Below are 15,356 nucleotides of genomic sequence, written 5' to 3' on the forward strand. Positions count from 1 at the left end.
CAACAGGGTCTTACCCTCGGCGTCCAGAACAAGGCCGTGGTGATGGCCCTTGCCACTGTCGATCCCCGCCCATATCCGGCTCATCGTGCTCCTGACGTGCGTGTTCGTACTGCTCGTGCCACGGACGACTTCGCCGGCATTGCTCTACACAGCGACTTGTTCGCACTTCCTAATCGGCGGCCGAGTCGTCGTGGGGCGCCGGGCGGCGAAGCAAGGAAAGCCACGAGACGGCAGCCGCCTGATAGCCACACCCAGCGCCCCTGGGCGACCCAACCCTACGAATGGCTCGATCAACCCGATCAAGAAGGTAGAGCCGCCTGAGCAGGGCGGATGATTAATCGGCACCCACACAGTTCCCCAAGGTCAAAGCCATGCTCCTGGAGGCCAAGACGGACCTGACCGCGTTCGCGGACTTCCCCGAGCGACATTGGAAGAAGATCCAGTCGACCAACCCCCTGGAGCGGGTCAACCGGGAGATCAAGCGCCGCGTCGACGTCGTCCAGATCTTCCCCAACCCCGACGCCCTCGAACGCCTCGCCACCGTCGTCCTCGTCGAGATGCACGACGAATGGATCGCCTTCCCCCGCCGCTACCTCCCCGAAGGCAGCATGGACAGGATCTACCTCAACGAAGATCAACCCGACGCCGTTACACCACTGCAAGGGACATGACCAGCGCAGCGGTTTCTGTCCGCGTTCAGCGGCATCTCACCCCCACTTCAGGCCCCGACGCCACCTGATGACCGCCACCGACCACCGCGCCGAGATGACCGTCCGCTTCGCGATCTGGGAGCAGATCACCGGCACCGTCGGCCTGCCCGCCACGGCCTGAGCGCGGAGCCGGAAACCGGCCCCAGCACGCCCCGACGCCCCGCCAAGCGCCAACACCCTCGACAACGTGACAACGCCCCTGTGGCAACTCGGCAACCGAGTCTCGGACTTCACGCACCTGATCCGCGACCGAGATGCGAAGTTCACTACCGCCTTCGACGCCGTCTTCATCAGCGAGGACATCACCGTTGCCAAGATCCCGCCGAGGAGCCCGCACTGCAACCCGCACGCCGAACGCTTCGTCCGCTCCGCACGGGAGGAGTGCACCGACCGGTTCCTGATCTACGGCCGCGACCACGCCGAGAAGATCCTCCACGAGTACGCGACCCACTTCAACCGGCATCGGCCTCACCAAGGCCGAGATCAGCTGGCTCCCCTCGACGACCCGAAGGTCATCCCCTTCCCCACGGCCCGAATCCAACGCCGACAAGCCGTCGCCAGCCTTATCAACGAGTACCGCCCGGCGAGCTGACCACCCGAGACCGACACACTTCAGAGGCTGTGAAGCCATTTTGAAGCGGTACGGGGGCTCTGCCGCCCGTGTCTGGCCTGGTCTCCCCACCGGCCCCGTGGAGCGTGCGGGGCGGGACCGTGGAAGGCGCTGCTGGTGTGGTCCGCCGGAGTTGGTACGCGGTGGGGGATGCCCTAATCAGCCCGCGGTCCAGAACTCTGCCGCAGACCGGGCAGCCGTAGAGGGCGGTGAACTGCTGTTGAAGTCCCACCTGGCAGGCTTCGAAGAAGACCAGGCTGCTGCGATCTGCCCCATGCTGGCATGAGGCGGGGCGAGGACCTGATCGTCACCCGGCGGCTTGCGGTGACGGTTCGTCGTAGATCCCGACGCGTAGGACGTGCTCGATGACGCCGTCGAGCTTGTCGCGTGCCGCGGTCAGCTCAGTGATGCGCTGCTGGATGGCGTCGCGCTCGTGCCGGATCTTGTCGTACATGCTGCCGGTGACCATTCCCGTAGACACGCACGGCAGCAGATCGACGATCGTGTGGCTGGGCAGGCCTGCGGCGTAGAGCTGCTGGATGAGCTGAACTCGCTCGACCGCGCCCTCGTCGTAGGTACGCTGCCCGCCCGCGGTGCGGTCCGAGTCCAGCAACCCCTGCTGCTCGTAGTAACGCAGCGAGCGCACGCTGACGCCGGCTCGATCCGCCAGTTCCCCGATCCTCATCGTGTCTCCCGTCACATTCGCCTTGGCGGATTTGTCTCTGACATCAATGTCAGGTTCTAGCGTAGGCGACGGCTCCAAGAACGGAGACCACCACACACCCGGCCCGTTCTCGCGCCCTGGTGCACGAGCAGACGGGACCGGGCAGAACGAATCGGCCTGAGGAGGCACACATCATGAGTGACAGCATCGACCTGTCCGGCAAGAGCGAGCGGTACAAGAAGGGCATCGCCTACTACGAGTCGATCCACGGCGCGGCCGGCGCGCGGTCCTTCGACGCTTTGGAGGGCATCGCCCCCGGGTTCGCGGACCTGCTCATCGAGTTCACGCTCGGCGACATCCACTCCCGCCCCGGCCTGGACGTCAAGACGCGCGAGCTCATCACCGTGGCCGCGCTGACCGCCATGGGCACCGCGAACCTCCAGCTCAAGACCCACGTCGACAGCGCGATGAACGTCGGCTGGACCAAGGAGGAGATCATCGAGACCATCACCCAGATGGCCGTCTACGCCGGGTTCCCCGCCGCTCTCAACGGGTTCTTCGCCGCGGCCGAGGTCTTCGCCGCCCGCGAGGCCGCCGGCCAGGAGGCCTGAAATGGAACTCGCAGGACAGACCGCCCTGGTCACGGGCGCGAACCGGGGTATCGGCCGCCGGTTCGTCGCCGAGCTCCTCGCTCGTGACGTGCGCAAGGTCTACGCCGGCATCCGCAACCCGGATACCGCCGACCAGGAGATGCGTGAGGACCCACGCGTCGAGCTCGTGCGCCTGGACATCACCGACAGCGACGCGGTCGAGGCGGCAGCACGCCGGGCCGAAGACGTGTCGGTGTTGGTCAACAACGCCGGGATCTCCACCTCCCAGCCCCTCCTGGAGGCCGACGTTGACACCGTCAGGCGCGAGATCGAGACACACGTGTTCGGGACCCTTTCCATGGCCCGGGCGTTCGCCCCCGCACTACGAGCGCACCAGGGCGCGATGGCCAACATCCTGTCCGCGCTGTCATGGTTCTCCTACCCCGGCTCCGGTGCCTACTCCGCGGCCAAAGCAGCCGAATGGAGCCTGACCAACAGCCTGCGTCTCGAGCTCGCCCCCGCAGGTGTCCTGGTCCAGGGCGTACATCTGGGAGCGGCCGACACCGATATCAGCGCCGGGTACGAGGGACCCAAGATCGACCCCACCGACGTCGCACGCTTCAGCCTCGACGGGATCGAGAACAATCAGATCGAAGTCCTCGTCGACGACTGGAGTCGAACCGTCAAGGCCGCACTCACCAGCGAACCCAACGCCGTGCTCACCGCACTGGCCGGCTAGAAAAAGCCGACCACAGGTGTGTGGCGTGCCCGTGCTGGCACGGGCACGCCACACACGGCATGGGTGCCGCACTCGGCCAGGACCGCCACCCTCGCCTGCGGATACGCACTGCGGCCCTGCCCGCGAATGGTGCCAGGACGCCCGAAGAGCTGAGCGTTCGCCGCGATGTCCGGAATGTCGAAGACCGTGCCCCCCACCGCGACAAGCCGCCACCACCGATACCAGGCGCCCTGCGTCCGCGCGACCGCGACCGGCCGGCACACGCCCACGCCGACTTCGCCGCCCTCCAGGCGGGCGAGAGCAACCGGTCACTCTGAGCTACTTGCCACTTTGCCGGAGTTTCGGGAGGACAGGGCCGTGATTCCCGTGGGTTCGGGGAAACCGAGGACTCTTCAGCTCGAACCCACGGGTCCAACGGTGTGCTTCAGGTCTGTGCATCCGTGGGTTCGGTTGAAACACAAGGGTGCTGAGCGAGCCGGAGGACTTCGGCCGTGACATCGGCGTCGACCTGCGCCGATGTTCTGTCGCCGTATTCGAGGGTGTCGTACTCGTCATCGAGTTCGGCGAGCCGTTCGGCCAGCGGCAGCTCGTGTCCGAAGCGCTGGTGGATCCGGAAGGCCAACTCTCGTGGGGTCAGCTCGCCGGCCAGCATCCGGGCGGCAAGTGCTCGTGCGGCAGCTTCCTGGCCGCCAACGCTGCCGGGCGGATAGAAGGTGAGGCCCAGTTCGTCGAGCACTGGGGGCAGGAGCTCGGGAACGTCGTAATCCGCCTCCGCACGTGTGCAAGCGGCAAGGATCCGCAGGGCGGGACCGTCGAGGCCGGCAACGAGTGCATCACAGGCAGCGTTGACGACGTCAATGGCACGGCTCTCGCCGATGCTCCAGAGAACGGCATGGTCCTGAAGCGCGCGGGCTGCTGATTCGGTCGACGGCATCTGTCCATGATCTCGGCACAGGGTGAACCAGGGCGAGCCGATTTCGTCACTGTGATGCCTGCTCGGCGGCCTCTCCCAGAAGTGCGCGGGCCGAGTCCGCGTAGCGGATGGCGGTCTTCTCGTCGATGCCGAAGACGAGGGCGAGGTGGAGTGGGTCGGCGCCGTGGGTGAGGGCCTCTTCGAGCTGGCGGTCGACGCGGAGCCGTTCGAGGGTGGCGGTGAGGTTGCGGGTGGCCCGGGTGGTCCAGAGCTTGCCGGCCGGGCCGAGTTCGACGGCGGTCTTCTGGGGGATCAGCAGGTGAGGGTTGGCCGTGGTCGGCCAGCGGCTGCGGCGGTAGTCGAGCCAGTCCAGGAGAGCACGGCGGGTGAGGTCGTCGAGCGGGCGGACGTGGCCGCCGACGGTGATGCGCCGGTTGCCGATGTCCACATCGTCCAGCAGCATCGTGCGGATCGTCTTGGGCCGTGCCGCGTGGACGGCGGCCAGGGCGATGATGAGCCGGAGGTCCGGGGTGGTGGTGGCGGTGGTGATGACCTGGTCGACGTCTGCCTGGTCGAGGGCCTGGATCACACCGTCGGCCTGCCGGGGGACACGGATGCGGATCGTGGGGTTGCGGAAGATCTGCCCATTCTTTTTCGCCTGCCGGAACAGCGACCGCAGAGCGACGATCCGGCTCTCGCGTTGTTTGCCGGTGGCGGCGTCCCGGGCCGCGATGATGTCCTGTCGGGTGACTTCCCGCAGGTGGTCATAGCGGCCAGACCACTCCAGCAGCACCGGCTGGATCTCACCCAGGTAGGCCCATGCCGTGTGCCGGGAGCGGGGTTCGGACCGCGGGCCGCCGTCGAGGAGAGTGCGAACCCAGGCTTCGACGGCGCGATGGATGCCCGGGGCCATCCCGTCGCGTTTTTGCTCCAGCCACCGGTCGACGGCGGGGGCCCGGTCGTCGACGAACAGGCCGAGGCGGTCGAGGACTTCGGCGGTCCGCACGACGGGCAGCCCCCGGACGCGCAGGGCCGGGAAGAGCTCGGAGTACCGGATCGGCTCACCTTCGCGGAAGCCGGACAGCACGATGACCAGGGCTCGGTTCACGTCGCTGGTGATCCAGCGGCTCCAGCCGCGGGCCTCGCCCAGTGCCCGAGCGGCCTGCCGGGCCCGGACCAGCCACGGATTGGCCAGGTCGGCGTGGAGTTCCCGGTCGAACCGGCGGAAGTCCCGAGGGACGGTGAACAACGTCAGTTGCGTCGACGTCGTGATCACGCGATGCGGTTCGGGAAGCGGCGGCTTCAGCACGCGCCGCCCGGCCTTGCCGACCCGCGGCCCGCCGTTCTTGGGCCGCTGGAGGTTCGCGAAGAACAGCTGCTGGCAGGTCATCCGCCGTAGGTACGGCTCGATCACCGAAGCCTTGCCACTGGCCTTGATCGCCCAGGACGCCCGGGCCCGGCAGAGACGGCAGTAGCCGTACTTGTCATCGACCGGAACCTGCCGCCGGCAGCCGACGCACTCGCCGACGGCGTGTTGCTGGCCGTAGGTGTAGCAGCCGCGGCAGAACCGGCCCGGCAGCCGACCCAGGCGAAACAACCTGTGCAGGAGGTCGCCGGCTTGTTGTCGCTGATCTTCCCCATCGTGATGACGGCCTGGTCACATCGGGGGCAGCGAGCGACCGTCGCGCCGCTTGATGTCGGCCAAGTCGAGCTTGCACGCCTCGCTCACCCGCAGTCCGACCTGAGACATCAGCTTCGCCGCGGTGTAGTTCCGCGCGGTCGGGGCGAACTTGCGGCAACTCACCAGCTCGCCACCCCAGCCGGTGAACAACATCTTGATCTCCGGCCCGGTCGGCGGGATCCGCAGAGCCGCGTCCTTGGATCCGCGCGGCCGGTTCATCTCGTCGATCGGGCACTCGACCACCCCTCCGGTCATCCGGTGGATCTCGACCTTGTGCCGCAGCTCCAGGAACAGGAAGTACGTGGTCAAAGACTGTGCACGAGCCAGCCGGGTGCCGCTGGGCGAGCCCCGCAGCACCTTCCCGAAGTACCCGTCGGCGTCGGCCGGCTCCATCTCCCACAGCGGTCGGCCGAACCAGGCCCGCATCTGATCCAGGTGCCCGACGTCCCCGCGGATGGTGCCGTCCGCCAGCCCCGCCGAGGCCCGCGCGAGCACGAACCCGGCCAGCACGTCGGTCTCGAACCGCTCGAGTTCCTCCGTGGAGACCGGACCGCGGAACTCGCGCAGGTCGCGTACGGCTGCCAGCGCCAACCCGAGCCTCCTCACCTTCACCCCGACTGCGAGACGGTCGGACGAGATGAGAACGCTGCAGGAATCCCGAAGTTACGTCACAAGATGGAAGAGCGCCCCGCCGAGGAAGAAAGCCCTGGCCACGAGAACAGGCGCTCAGTGAGCCTCAAGAGAACTCACGGGATGTCGCACACACAGGCTCTTGACCGTCTCGCCGGGATGGCCTAACTTCCAGACAGAAAGCGCTTGCCGCCCTGTTGTGCCGTCGCCTCCCGGCCTGCGCCCCGGCCGACCGAAGGAGTTCCCCATGGCGAGCAGGGCCGACACATCCGTCGCATACGACGGCCTGCCCGGCGGGATCGGCGTCTCCCAGCTGCGGGTGTACGACTGGCTGGCCGCCGACGGCCTGCGCGGCGGCACGCCCCATGTCCATCTGAGCTGTTCGGAGGGGTACGTCGTGACCGGCGGCCGGGGCGCGGTGCAGACCCTGACGGCATCCGGGTTCGAGCAGACCGAGCTGACGCCGGGCGCGCTGGTGTGGTTCACGCCGGGCACGATCCACCGGCTAGTCAACGAGGGAGGCCTGACCATCGTCGTGCTGATGCAGAACTGCGGTCTGCCGGAGGCGGGTGACGCGGTGCTGACGCTGCCGCCGCATCTGCTCGCCGACCTCGTCGCCTACCGTGCGGCCGTCACCCTGCCGGAGGCGGGCTCCGAGGAGGAGTTGGAAGCGGCGGCCCGCCACCGCCGCGATCTGGCCCTTGAGGGTTTCGCGGCACTGCGCAAGGCGACCGAGGCTGGGGATCCGGAGCCGCTGGCGGCGTTCCACCGGGCCGCCGCGGCGCTGGTACGGCCACTGGTCGGCCGGTGGCGCGGACGCTGGCGGGACGGGGCGGCCGCCGCGTCCGCGGCGACCGACGCACAGCTCGACCGTCTCGAGCGCGGCGACGCGAACCATCTTGCGCAGGCGAGACTGCGGACCGAACAGCCCACCGTCCGGGGCCGGTTCGGTATGTGCGGCCGCCTCGACGTGTACGACATCGGCTGAGCGACGGCGCCCCGGTCCCGGCCCGGCCGCTTCACTCCCCCGAGGGCGCCAGGAGCTTCCTGGACTCCAGGTAGTCGCGCGCCACGTCCTCCGGCAGCCGCCGCCAGCTGTCGACCTGCTCGTTGAGCCGTGCCAGGTCGGCTGTGGTGAGGACGATATTGAGCGCGGCCAGTGCATGGGTGGTGCCCTGTCCGCCCGTCTCCAGACGGAACGTGGGCATGCCCCATGCGAGCTTCTCGATCGCTCCGGGCAGGCCAAGCGCGATCCTTCGTACATCGTCGGCAGTGGCCATGGCGCAACCGTACGACCCGCTACCGACAGGGCCCCAGCTACCGTGCCACATTGCGAGCTTCCGACCCATTGACCCCCCGCAACGCCGGAACCTACGCTGTGCGGCGTATCTAGAAAGCGCTTTCTCAACCTGCAGCAGGACCTACCAGCACCGGGAGCGCCATGACTGATCATCACCCCAGACGGCATGAACGGCCGAGAGCCCTTCGCACCGCACTCTCCCCCGTCTCCGTCATCACCGCACTGCTGGCGCTGCTCCTCGGCCTCGGAGTGACCCTGTCACCCCGTGCCGAAGCAGCGCCCTACCGCGTACTCGTCTTCTCCAAGGTCACCAACTTCACCCATGACTCGATCCCCGCCGGTATCGAGGCCGTCAAGAAGCTCGGCAGCGAGAACGGCTTCGAGGTCGAGGCCACCGACGACGCCTCGGCGTTCACCGACGTGAACCTCGCCCGCTTCCAGGCGATAGTCTTCAACAACACCAACTCCACCCCGGAGAGCGGCGACCTCCTCGACGCCGCGCAGCGGGCCGCACTGCAGAAGTACGTCCGGGGCGGTGGTGGATGGGTCGGCCTGCACGCCGCCTCCGCGAGCGAGCGCGACTGGGACTGGTACGAGGGCCTGGTCGGAGCGATCTTCGACAAGCATCCGGCGGTGCAGACCGGCCGGGTGAAGGTGCTCGACCGCTCGCACCCCTCCACCGAGAGCCTTCCCGAGCTCTGGGAGCGCACGGAGGAGTGGTACAACTGGCGCACCAACCCGACCGGCAAGGTGCACACGCTCGCGCAGGTCAAGGTGCGTGACGGGGTCACCGGCCTCGACGAGGGTGTCGACCAGCCGTATTCCTGGTGCCAGAACTACGACGGCGGACGCTCCTGGTTCACCGCCGGCGGCCACGCCGATTCCGCCTTCCAGGAGCCGGACTTCCTGAAGCACCTGCTGGGCGGCATCCAGTGGGCGGCGGGCAACAAGCCCGGTGACTGCACGGCCAGCAAGACCGGCGCCTTCCAGCGCACCCCGCTGGCCACCAGCGACCTCGCCGACCCGTTCGAGCTGGCCGTGGCGCCCGACCGCCGAGTCTTCTTCATCGAGCGCACCGGCAAGGTGAAGGTCATCGACCAGTCGACGCTCAAGGTCGCGACCGCGCTGGACTTCGAGTACACGCCCGAGATGACGAGTCAGTCGGACGGCCTGCTGGGACTCGCCCTCGACCCGGACTTCGGCGGGAACAACTGGCTGTACCTGCTGAACTCCGACAAGACCGAGAAACAGCTCAACGTCTCCCGCTTCACCGTCTCCGGCAGCACCATCGACCCGGCGTCCGAGAAGCGGCTGCTCACCATCCCCACCTTCCGCGGCGAGGGCCGGGCCAACTCCCACATGGCGGGTTCGCTCGCCTTCGACAAGGACGGCAGCCTGTATGTCGCCACCGGCGACAACACCGACCCGTTCGCGTCCAATGGCTTCACACCCATCGACGAGGGTGATGGCCGCCGCGCCTGGGACGCCCAGGCCACCTCGGGCAACACCAACGACCTGCGGGGCAAGATCCTTCGCATCACGCCCCAGGACGACGGCACGTACACCGTGCCCGAGGGCAACCTCTTCGCGCCCGGCACCGAGAAGACCCGTGCCGAGATCTACGCCATGGGCATGCGCAACCCGTTCCGGATCACCACCGACCCCGTCAGCGGTGCGCTGCTGGTCGGCGACTACGGCCCCGACGCCCGTGCAGCCAGGCCCGACCGCGGGCCGGAGGGCACCGTCGAGTACATGCGGATCACGAAGGCAGGCAACTTCGGCTGGCCGTACTGCATCGGCAACAACACCCCGTTCAACGACTACGACTTCCAGACGCAGACGTCGGGACCGAAGTTCGACTGCGCAAACCTCGTCAACGAATCGCCGAACAACACGGGTCTGACGAATCTCCCGCCGGCCCAGCCGGCCACGGTCTGGTACGCCTACTCGGCCTCCGCCGAGTTCCCCGAACTCGGCACCGGTGGCGGCGGCCCCATGGGCGGCCCGGTCTACGACCACGACCCCGCCAACACCTACCAGGGCAAGTTCCCGACGGCGTTCGAGGGCAAGTGGTTCAACTACGAACTGACCCGCAAGTGGTTCAAGACCTTCTCCATCCAGCAGCAGGACCAGACGTTCACCGACCCACGCTTCGAGCCGGTGAAGGCCGGGGACTTGCACTCCATCAACACCGTCTTCGGTGACATGACGTGGAACCAGCCCTTCGACGCCGAGTTCGGACCGGACGGCGCGATGTACGTCATCGACTTCGGACTCGGCAGCGGCACCGGCCGGGGCGGCAGCAACGAGGGCTCCGGCATCTACCGCATCGACTACGTGGCCGACAACCGGCTGCCCACGGCCAAGGCGACGGCCACCCCCGACAGCGGTTCCGTCCCGCTGACCGTCCAGTTCTCCAGCGAGGGCTCCGGACTGCCCGATGACAAGCCCGTGACGTACGCCTGGGACTTCGACGGCAACGGGACGACCGACTCGACCGAGGCGAACCCGACCCATGTGTACAAGGAGAAGGGCCGCTTCACCGCCCGGCTCACCGCCACCGGACCCGGCGACCTGACGGGCCTCGCCGTCCAGGACATCACCGTCGGCAACACCCGGCCCGAGGTCACCATCCAGCAGCCGGCGAACGGCGGGATGTTCAGCTTCGGCGACACCATCCCCTTCACCGTGAAGGTCAAGGACAAGGAGGACGGCAAACGGATCGACTGCTCCCGTGTCGTCGTGCAGTCGCAGCTCGGACACGACTCCCATCTCCACCCGCTGGACAACTACACCGGCTGCACGGGCGAGATCGTGACCGACGCCGGTGACAGCCACGGCCCCGGCCAGAACCTCTACTACGGCATCACCGCCCAGTACGAGGACAAGGCGGCGCCTGGCGTGCCCGCCCTGACCGGGTCGGCCTCGCTGACGCTGCGCACCAACTTCCGTGAGGCGGAGCACATGACATCGACCGGCGGAGCGCACGCCGGCGCGGTCGTGAGCAGCCACACCGACGCCTCCGGCGGCAGGCGGCTCAGTGAGATCGAGCACGGCGACTGGATCAGCTTCGACCCGGTCAACCTCAAGGGCATCGACTCCGTGACCGTGGGGGTCGGTTCGGGCGGCATCGGCGGCACCGTGGAGTTCCGTGCCGGATCACCGACCGGCAAGCTACTCGGCAAGGTGACCGTGCCGGACACGGGCGAGGGCAACGTCGTCTCCCCCACGACCGCACTGGCGGACCCGGGGGGCACGACCAAGCTGTACGCGGTCTTCACCAACCCGAAGTGGACCGCGGACAAGGCCGACCTGTTCGCCGTGGACTGGCTGCACTTCAACGGGCCCGGCGTGGAGAAGCGCCAAGGCGCCAAGGTGACCGTCACAGCCACGCCGGCCACCGGGAAGGCACCGCTCGCCGTCCAGTTGTCCGGCGGTGTCCGTCTGCCCGAGGGCCGTGCCGCCGCCTCGTACCACTGGGACTTCGGCGACAACGCCCGGCCCGCGGGCGAGGAGACCGCGAAGGCCACCCATACCTATGCCCGCCCGGGCACGTACACCGCCCGGCTCACGGTCACCGACGACAAGGGCGACACGACCACCGGCTCCGTCCGCATCAACGTCGGCTGACGTGAAGGAGATCCGAATGAACGGCACCAGACGCGCATTCCTCGGCAAGGCCCTTGGCGTCGCCACCGCGGGCGTGGCACTCACCGCTGCCGGTCCCGTCGCCCACGCCGCCGAGGCGAACGGCACGGCCGCACAGCGCCACCGCCGCATTCCGCCCTCCGGAATCGGCATGCACCTCTTCACCATGCGCTCCGCGCTGGCGGCGGACTTCAAGGGGACGCTCGCCCGCCTCGCGGAGATCGGTTACGCGACGGTCGGCGTCAGCGGCCGGCACGGCAACAGCGCCGCCGCGATCCGCGCCATGCTCGACGAAACGCGTCTGCGGGCGGTCCTGGAGCACGTGGGCTACGACACCGTACGGGGCAGCGGCCTGCCGCAGGCCCTCGACGACATCCGCACCCTCGGCGCCCGGTGGATCGTCGTGCCCAGCCTCCCCGGGGCGATGCACACGCCGGCTGGGTTCCGGGAAGCGGCGAGGGAGTTCAACAAGGCGGGGCTCGCGGCCCGCAAGGCGGGGCTCGGCCCGCTGCTGTTCCACAACCACGGCGCGGACCACCAGGTGGTCGACGGCGAGAACCTGTACGACATCCTGCTGCGGGAGACGGACCCCGACCTGGTCGGCTTCGAGCTGGACGTCTACTGGGCGGCGAAGGGCGGCGGCAGCGACCCGCAGGACCTGTTTGTGGAGCACCCTCGCCGCTTCCCGGCGCTGCACGTCAAGGACATGGCCCCGAGCGGCGGCTTCGCCGATGTCGGGTCCGGGGTGCTGGACTTCGCGGCGATGTTCGACACGGCGCGCAGCGGTGGTGTGAAGCAGTGGCTGGTGGAGCACGACTCGCCCACCGACCCGTTCGCCACCGCGCAGAACAGCTACACGTACCTGGCGAACCTGAGGTACTGACCGGTCCGTACGAAGGAGCCCCGCACCACCCCCCGTGGATGGTGCGGGGCTCCTGCGCTCCCCGGAAGCTCAGTCCGCTGCGGAGACCGCGCCGAGCAGGCCGCGGATGTGGGTGGTGGCCTCCCGGAACTCGGGCCGTCCCATCGTCTCCGTGTAGTCGCGTTCCGGGGGCAGGCCCACGTCGATGATCTCGGTGATGGTGCCGGGCCTGGGACTCATCACCACCACCTGGTCGGCGAGGTAGCAGGCCTCGGAGATGGAGTGGGTGACCAGGAGCACGGTGGTGCCGGTCTCCCGCCAGATGCGGTTGAGTTCGGTGTTCATCTGCTCGCGGGTGAGCGCGTCGAGCGCGCCGAACGGCTCGTCCATCAGCAGGACGGGCGGCTCGTGCAGCAGGGCGCGGCACAGGGCGACGCGCTGCTGCATACCGCCGGACAGCTCGTGCGGCAGCGCGTCCTCGAAGCCGCTCAGGCCGGTCATCGCGATGAGCTCGTCGGCGCGCCGGCGCCCCAGCTCCGCTGGCATCTTCCGCATCTCCGCCTGCAGCAGGATGTTGCGGCGCGCCGAACGCCACTCCAGCAAGGCCGCGCGCTGGAAGACGTAGCCGATGTCGTGGCGCGCCCCCTGCACCCGCTCGCCATTCAGCAGCACATCGCCCGCGGACGGCTTCAGAAGCCCGGCGACCAGCTTGAGCAGCGTCGACTTGCCGCATCCGGACGGGCCGACGATCGCGACGAACTGCCCCATGGGCACCTCGAGATCGATGTCGGTCAACGCGGTCACGTCACGGTTCTTGGTACGGAAGCGGACGGCGACGTCCTTGATGCCGACCGCCGCTGTGCTGCCGGGACCGCTGCTCTGACCGTCCTTCGTCACTTCCGGCTCCCGCACTGTGGTGTTTCTGGGCATCGTCATCCCTTCATCGCGGTGGCGCTGTCCCAGTACTCGGCCACGGCCTTGGGGCTGCTCACCAGTCCGGCCTCGGCGAAGACGTCGATGGTCTGCTGCCAGTCGGCCTCGATGTTGACGCCCGGCGCCTTGCCCTGCGTCGACTCGGTGTGCAGGAGTGTGAGCGTCGTGGCGAACTGCTCGGACAGGACCTCCTTCGGCGGGAGCTGCTCACTCGCGCCCTCCATCGAGGCGACGGCCGGCTCCGGTGCCTTCTCTGCGGCAGCGAAGGATTCACTGACCGCCTTCGCCATGCGCTGGGCGAGATCCTTCTTGCCGGCGAGGACCTTCTGGCCGGCGATGAGGCCGTTGGAGTAGAAGTTCAGCCCGTTCTCGGAGAAGCGCAGGTACGCGACCGGCTTCTTGGCCTTGTTCTGCATGGTGGGCCCCTGGTCGCTGGCGTAACCGAGCAGTCCGTCGGTCTTGCCGGAGATCACGGCGGCGATCTTGCCAGCCGGGTCCGTGTTCTGAACCTTCACGTCGGACTCAGCAAGGCCGTTCTTCTTCAGGAAGATGGGGAACGTCTTGGAGAGCGCGTCGCCGGCGGTGCCCGCGATGGTCCTGCCCTTGAGGTCGGCGGGGCTGTTGATGCCCTGCGACTCGAAGAACTGCACCGACGCCGGAGTGGTCTGCAGGAAGACGCCGAGGCTCTTGACCTTGACGCCCGCGTCGACACCGGACAGGACGGCGGGCGTGTCGGCCCAGCCGAAGTCGGTCTGTCCGGCACCGGTGGCCTGCACCGTCTTCTGGGAGCCCTGGCCAGCGCGGATCTCCAGGTCGATGCCGTGATTCTCGAAGATCTTCTGCTGATTGCCGTAGTAGAACGGCGCGTGTTCGCCGTACGGGTACCAGTTGAGCGTCAGCGTCACCTTGTCCAGCTCCTTACCGGAGGAGCTGGACGATGTGTCCGAGCCTTCCTCCCCGCAGGCCGTGGCGACCAGAAGCAGCGGTACGAGGCCGGTCAGAAGCAGTCTGCGCGCAGTCATGGCTGATCCTTCTCGTGAGCTTGGGACATGTGGCCGGTCATCAGGTCAGTACGTGGTGGTGACGCCGGTCTCACGGCGGCTGGCGTGCCACGGGAGCAGCAACTTCTCGGCGATCTCGACGAGGACGAAGAGGACAACGCCGATCAGGGACATCACCAGCAGGCCGGCGAAGAGCATCGGGGTGTCGAGGTTGCCGTTGGCCTGGAGGATCACATAGCCGAGCCCCTCGTTGGCGCCGACGAACTCGCCGACGACCGCGCCCGTCACGGCGAGCGTCACCGCGACCTTAAGGCCGGAGAACAGATGTGGCAGCGAGGCGGGCATGCGGATCTTGACAAAGGTCTGCCAGGGGCTCGCGCCCATGGTCGAGGAGAGCTGGAGCATCTCCGGGTCGACCGCCTTGAGTCCCGTCACCATGGAGATGACGACGGGGAAGAAGGCGATCAGCACCGCGATGAGGATCTTCGGTGCGATGCCGAAGCCCAGCCACACGACGAACAGCGGGGCGATGGCGATCTTCGGCACGACCTGGGCGAACAGCAGGATCGGGTAGAGGGTCTTCTCGACGGTGGCCGAGTAGACCATCACCACGGCGGCGAACACCCCGACGACGACGGCGATCAGGAAGCCGAGGAGCGTCTCGTAGGTGGTCACCCACGTGTGCTGCCAGATGTAGTCGGCCTTCCCGGTCAGCACGTCGAGCGTCGCGCCGGGCGAGGGAACGAGGTAGGGCTCGACCAGTTCGGCGGCGGCGATCACCCACCAAGCGGCGAAGCACGCGAGCAGCAGGGCGGCGGGGCGCCAGCTCTGCTCGAGCAGCCGCGACGTCCGCTCCCCCGCGCTCGGCCTGTTCCGCCTGTCGACTCCCGCCACCTGCGCGGGTGGTGCTTTGATGGCGCTCTGACTCACGGTCAACTCCTGGGTCTCCGGAGCGGTCGGGAAGAGCCGTCCGGGCTGGCCGGGTTCATCGAGCTCTCTGCCTCTGCGGGAAAACGCTTTCAGAAAGCGCTTTCTGATACAGTGCGGCCACGCTAATGAGTGCCAGTCCGCACGG

14 protein-coding genes and 2 pseudogenes are annotated in these 15,356 nt (G+C 68.1%); 8 read left to right on the forward strand and 8 right to left on the reverse strand.

Annotated features, from left to right (window positions below; genetic code table 11):
• Window positions 1-350 precede the first annotated feature (350 nt).
• The 3 genes and pseudogenes from DIZ27_RS28005 to DIZ27_RS28015 form a co-directional block, all read left to right on the forward strand.
• Window positions 351-671: pseudogene (locus tag DIZ27_RS28005) on the forward strand (transposase); the annotation flags it as partial.
• A gap of 3 nt (window positions 672-674) precedes the next feature.
• Window positions 675-831, forward strand: a pseudogene (locus DIZ27_RS28010) (IS6 family transposase); the annotation flags it as partial.
• Between the two features lie 66 nt (window positions 832-897).
• A complete protein-coding gene (locus DIZ27_RS28015; protein ID WP_258308565.1) occupies window positions 898-1,302 on the forward strand; it encodes a transposase in 405 nt (134 codons plus the stop codon).
• A gap of 325 nt (window positions 1,303-1,627) precedes the next feature.
• Here DIZ27_RS28015 and DIZ27_RS28020 read toward each other — a convergent pair whose 3' ends face one another.
• On the reverse strand, window positions 1,628-2,005 hold the full coding sequence (locus DIZ27_RS28020) for a MerR family transcriptional regulator (protein WP_109381244.1): 378 nt from the start codon (window positions 2,003-2,005) through the stop codon (window positions 1,628-1,630).
• A 173-nt stretch (window positions 2,006-2,178) separates the two neighbouring features.
• Here DIZ27_RS28020 and DIZ27_RS28025 point away from each other — a divergent pair, with 173 nt between their 5' ends.
• Entirely contained in the window at window positions 2,179-2,595 is a 417-nt protein-coding gene (locus DIZ27_RS28025) for a carboxymuconolactone decarboxylase family protein (RefSeq protein WP_109381245.1), read from the forward strand.
• Window position 2,596: 1 nt separating this feature from the next.
• Window positions 2,597-3,313 carry an SDR family oxidoreductase gene (locus DIZ27_RS28030; RefSeq protein WP_109381246.1) on the forward strand — a complete coding sequence of 239 codons (717 nt, stop codon included), beginning with the start codon at window positions 2,597-2,599 and terminating at the stop codon, window positions 3,311-3,313.
• A gap of 424 nt (window positions 3,314-3,737) precedes the next feature.
• Here the strand turns inward: DIZ27_RS28030 and DIZ27_RS28040 are convergent, their stop codons facing one another.
• The 3 genes from DIZ27_RS28040 to DIZ27_RS28050 are packed head-to-tail and all read right to left on the reverse strand — an operon-like array spanning window position 3,738 to window position 6,498.
• Window positions 3,738-4,247 carry a hypothetical protein gene (locus DIZ27_RS28040; protein WP_109381247.1) on the reverse strand — a complete coding sequence of 170 codons (510 nt, stop codon included), beginning with the start codon at window positions 4,245-4,247 and terminating at the stop codon, window positions 3,738-3,740.
• A gap of 46 nt (window positions 4,248-4,293) precedes the next feature.
• A complete protein-coding gene (locus DIZ27_RS28045) occupies window positions 4,294-5,823 on the reverse strand; it encodes a hypothetical protein (RefSeq protein ID WP_109381248.1) in 1,530 nt (509 codons plus the stop codon).
• A 60-nt stretch (window positions 5,824-5,883) separates the two neighbouring features.
• A complete protein-coding gene (locus tag DIZ27_RS28050) occupies window positions 5,884-6,498 on the reverse strand; it encodes a hypothetical protein (protein ID WP_258308566.1) in 615 nt (204 codons plus the stop codon).
• Between the two features lie 286 nt (window positions 6,499-6,784).
• Between DIZ27_RS28050 and DIZ27_RS28055 the strand changes: the two genes are divergently transcribed.
• Window positions 6,785-7,525, forward strand: a complete 741-nt coding sequence (locus DIZ27_RS28055) for a cupin (protein ID WP_109381249.1) — start codon at window positions 6,785-6,787, stop codon at window positions 7,523-7,525.
• Between the two features lie 31 nt (window positions 7,526-7,556).
• Here DIZ27_RS28055 and DIZ27_RS48825 read toward each other — a convergent pair whose 3' ends face one another.
• Window positions 7,557-7,817, reverse strand: coding sequence for a hypothetical protein (locus DIZ27_RS48825; RefSeq protein ID WP_375232010.1), 261 nt, complete (start codon window positions 7,815-7,817; stop codon window positions 7,557-7,559).
• 161 nt (window positions 7,818-7,978) lie between these two features.
• Here DIZ27_RS48825 and DIZ27_RS28065 point away from each other — a divergent pair, with 161 nt between their 5' ends.
• Window positions 7,979-11,467 (forward strand): ThuA domain-containing protein, encoded by a 3,489-nt coding sequence (locus tag DIZ27_RS28065; RefSeq protein ID WP_109381251.1) that lies wholly within the window; start codon window positions 7,979-7,981, stop codon window positions 11,465-11,467.
• A 16-nt stretch (window positions 11,468-11,483) separates the two neighbouring features.
• Window positions 11,484-12,368 carry a sugar phosphate isomerase/epimerase gene (locus tag DIZ27_RS28070; protein ID WP_109381252.1) on the forward strand — a complete coding sequence of 295 codons (885 nt, stop codon included), beginning with the start codon at window positions 11,484-11,486 and terminating at the stop codon, window positions 12,366-12,368.
• A 69-nt stretch (window positions 12,369-12,437) separates the two neighbouring features.
• On the opposite strand, the gene DIZ27_RS28075 is transcribed toward DIZ27_RS28070, so the two are convergent.
• The 3 genes from DIZ27_RS28075 to DIZ27_RS28085 are packed head-to-tail and all read right to left on the reverse strand — an operon-like array spanning window position 12,438 to window position 15,211.
• Entirely contained in the window at window positions 12,438-13,283 is an 846-nt protein-coding gene (locus tag DIZ27_RS28075) for an ABC transporter ATP-binding protein (RefSeq protein WP_109381253.1), read from the reverse strand.
• Entirely contained in the window at window positions 13,280-14,302 is a 1,023-nt protein-coding gene (locus tag DIZ27_RS28080) for an ABC transporter substrate-binding protein (protein WP_109381254.1), read from the reverse strand. Before DIZ27_RS28080 ends, DIZ27_RS28075 begins: the two co-directional genes overlap by 4 nt.
• A 45-nt stretch (window positions 14,303-14,347) precedes the next feature.
• Window positions 14,348-15,211, reverse strand: coding sequence for an ABC transporter permease (locus tag DIZ27_RS28085; RefSeq protein ID WP_109381255.1), 864 nt, complete (start codon window positions 15,209-15,211; stop codon window positions 14,348-14,350).
• Window positions 15,212-15,356: the final 145 nt, after the last annotated feature.

The sequence above is a fragment of the Streptomyces sp. NWU339 genome (assembly GCF_003143855.1).
Taxonomy (GTDB): domain Bacteria; phylum Actinomycetota; class Actinomycetes; order Streptomycetales; family Streptomycetaceae; genus Streptomyces.

Excerpts from the sequence above, each read along its gene's own strand:
- DIZ27_RS28020 (WP_109381244.1), bottom strand. The coding sequence starts at position 2,005 with ATGAGGATCGGGGAACTGGCGGATCGAGCCGGCGTCAGCGTGCGCTCG.
- DIZ27_RS28025 (WP_109381245.1), top strand. The coding sequence starts at position 2,179 with ATGAGTGACAGCATCGACCTGTCCGGCAAGAGCGAGCGGTACAAGAAG.
- DIZ27_RS28030 (WP_109381246.1), top strand. The coding sequence starts at position 2,597 with ATGGAACTCGCAGGACAGACCGCCCTGGTCACGGGCGCGAACCGGGGT.
- DIZ27_RS28040 (WP_109381247.1), bottom strand. The coding sequence starts at position 4,247 with ATGCCGTCGACCGAATCAGCAGCCCGCGCGCTTCAGGACCATGCCGTT.
- DIZ27_RS28055 (WP_109381249.1), top strand. The coding sequence starts at position 6,785 with ATGGCGAGCAGGGCCGACACATCCGTCGCATACGACGGCCTGCCCGGC.
- DIZ27_RS48825 (WP_375232010.1), bottom strand. The coding sequence starts at position 7,817 with ATGGCCACTGCCGACGATGTACGAAGGATCGCGCTTGGCCTGCCCGGA.
- DIZ27_RS28065 (WP_109381251.1), top strand. The coding sequence starts at position 7,979 with ATGACTGATCATCACCCCAGACGGCATGAACGGCCGAGAGCCCTTCGC.
- DIZ27_RS28070 (WP_109381252.1), top strand. The coding sequence starts at position 11,484 with ATGAACGGCACCAGACGCGCATTCCTCGGCAAGGCCCTTGGCGTCGCC.
- DIZ27_RS28075 (WP_109381253.1), bottom strand. The coding sequence starts at position 13,283 with ATGACGATGCCCAGAAACACCACAGTGCGGGAGCCGGAAGTGACGAAG.
- DIZ27_RS28080 (WP_109381254.1), bottom strand. The coding sequence starts at position 14,302 with ATGACTGCGCGCAGACTGCTTCTGACCGGCCTCGTACCGCTGCTTCTG.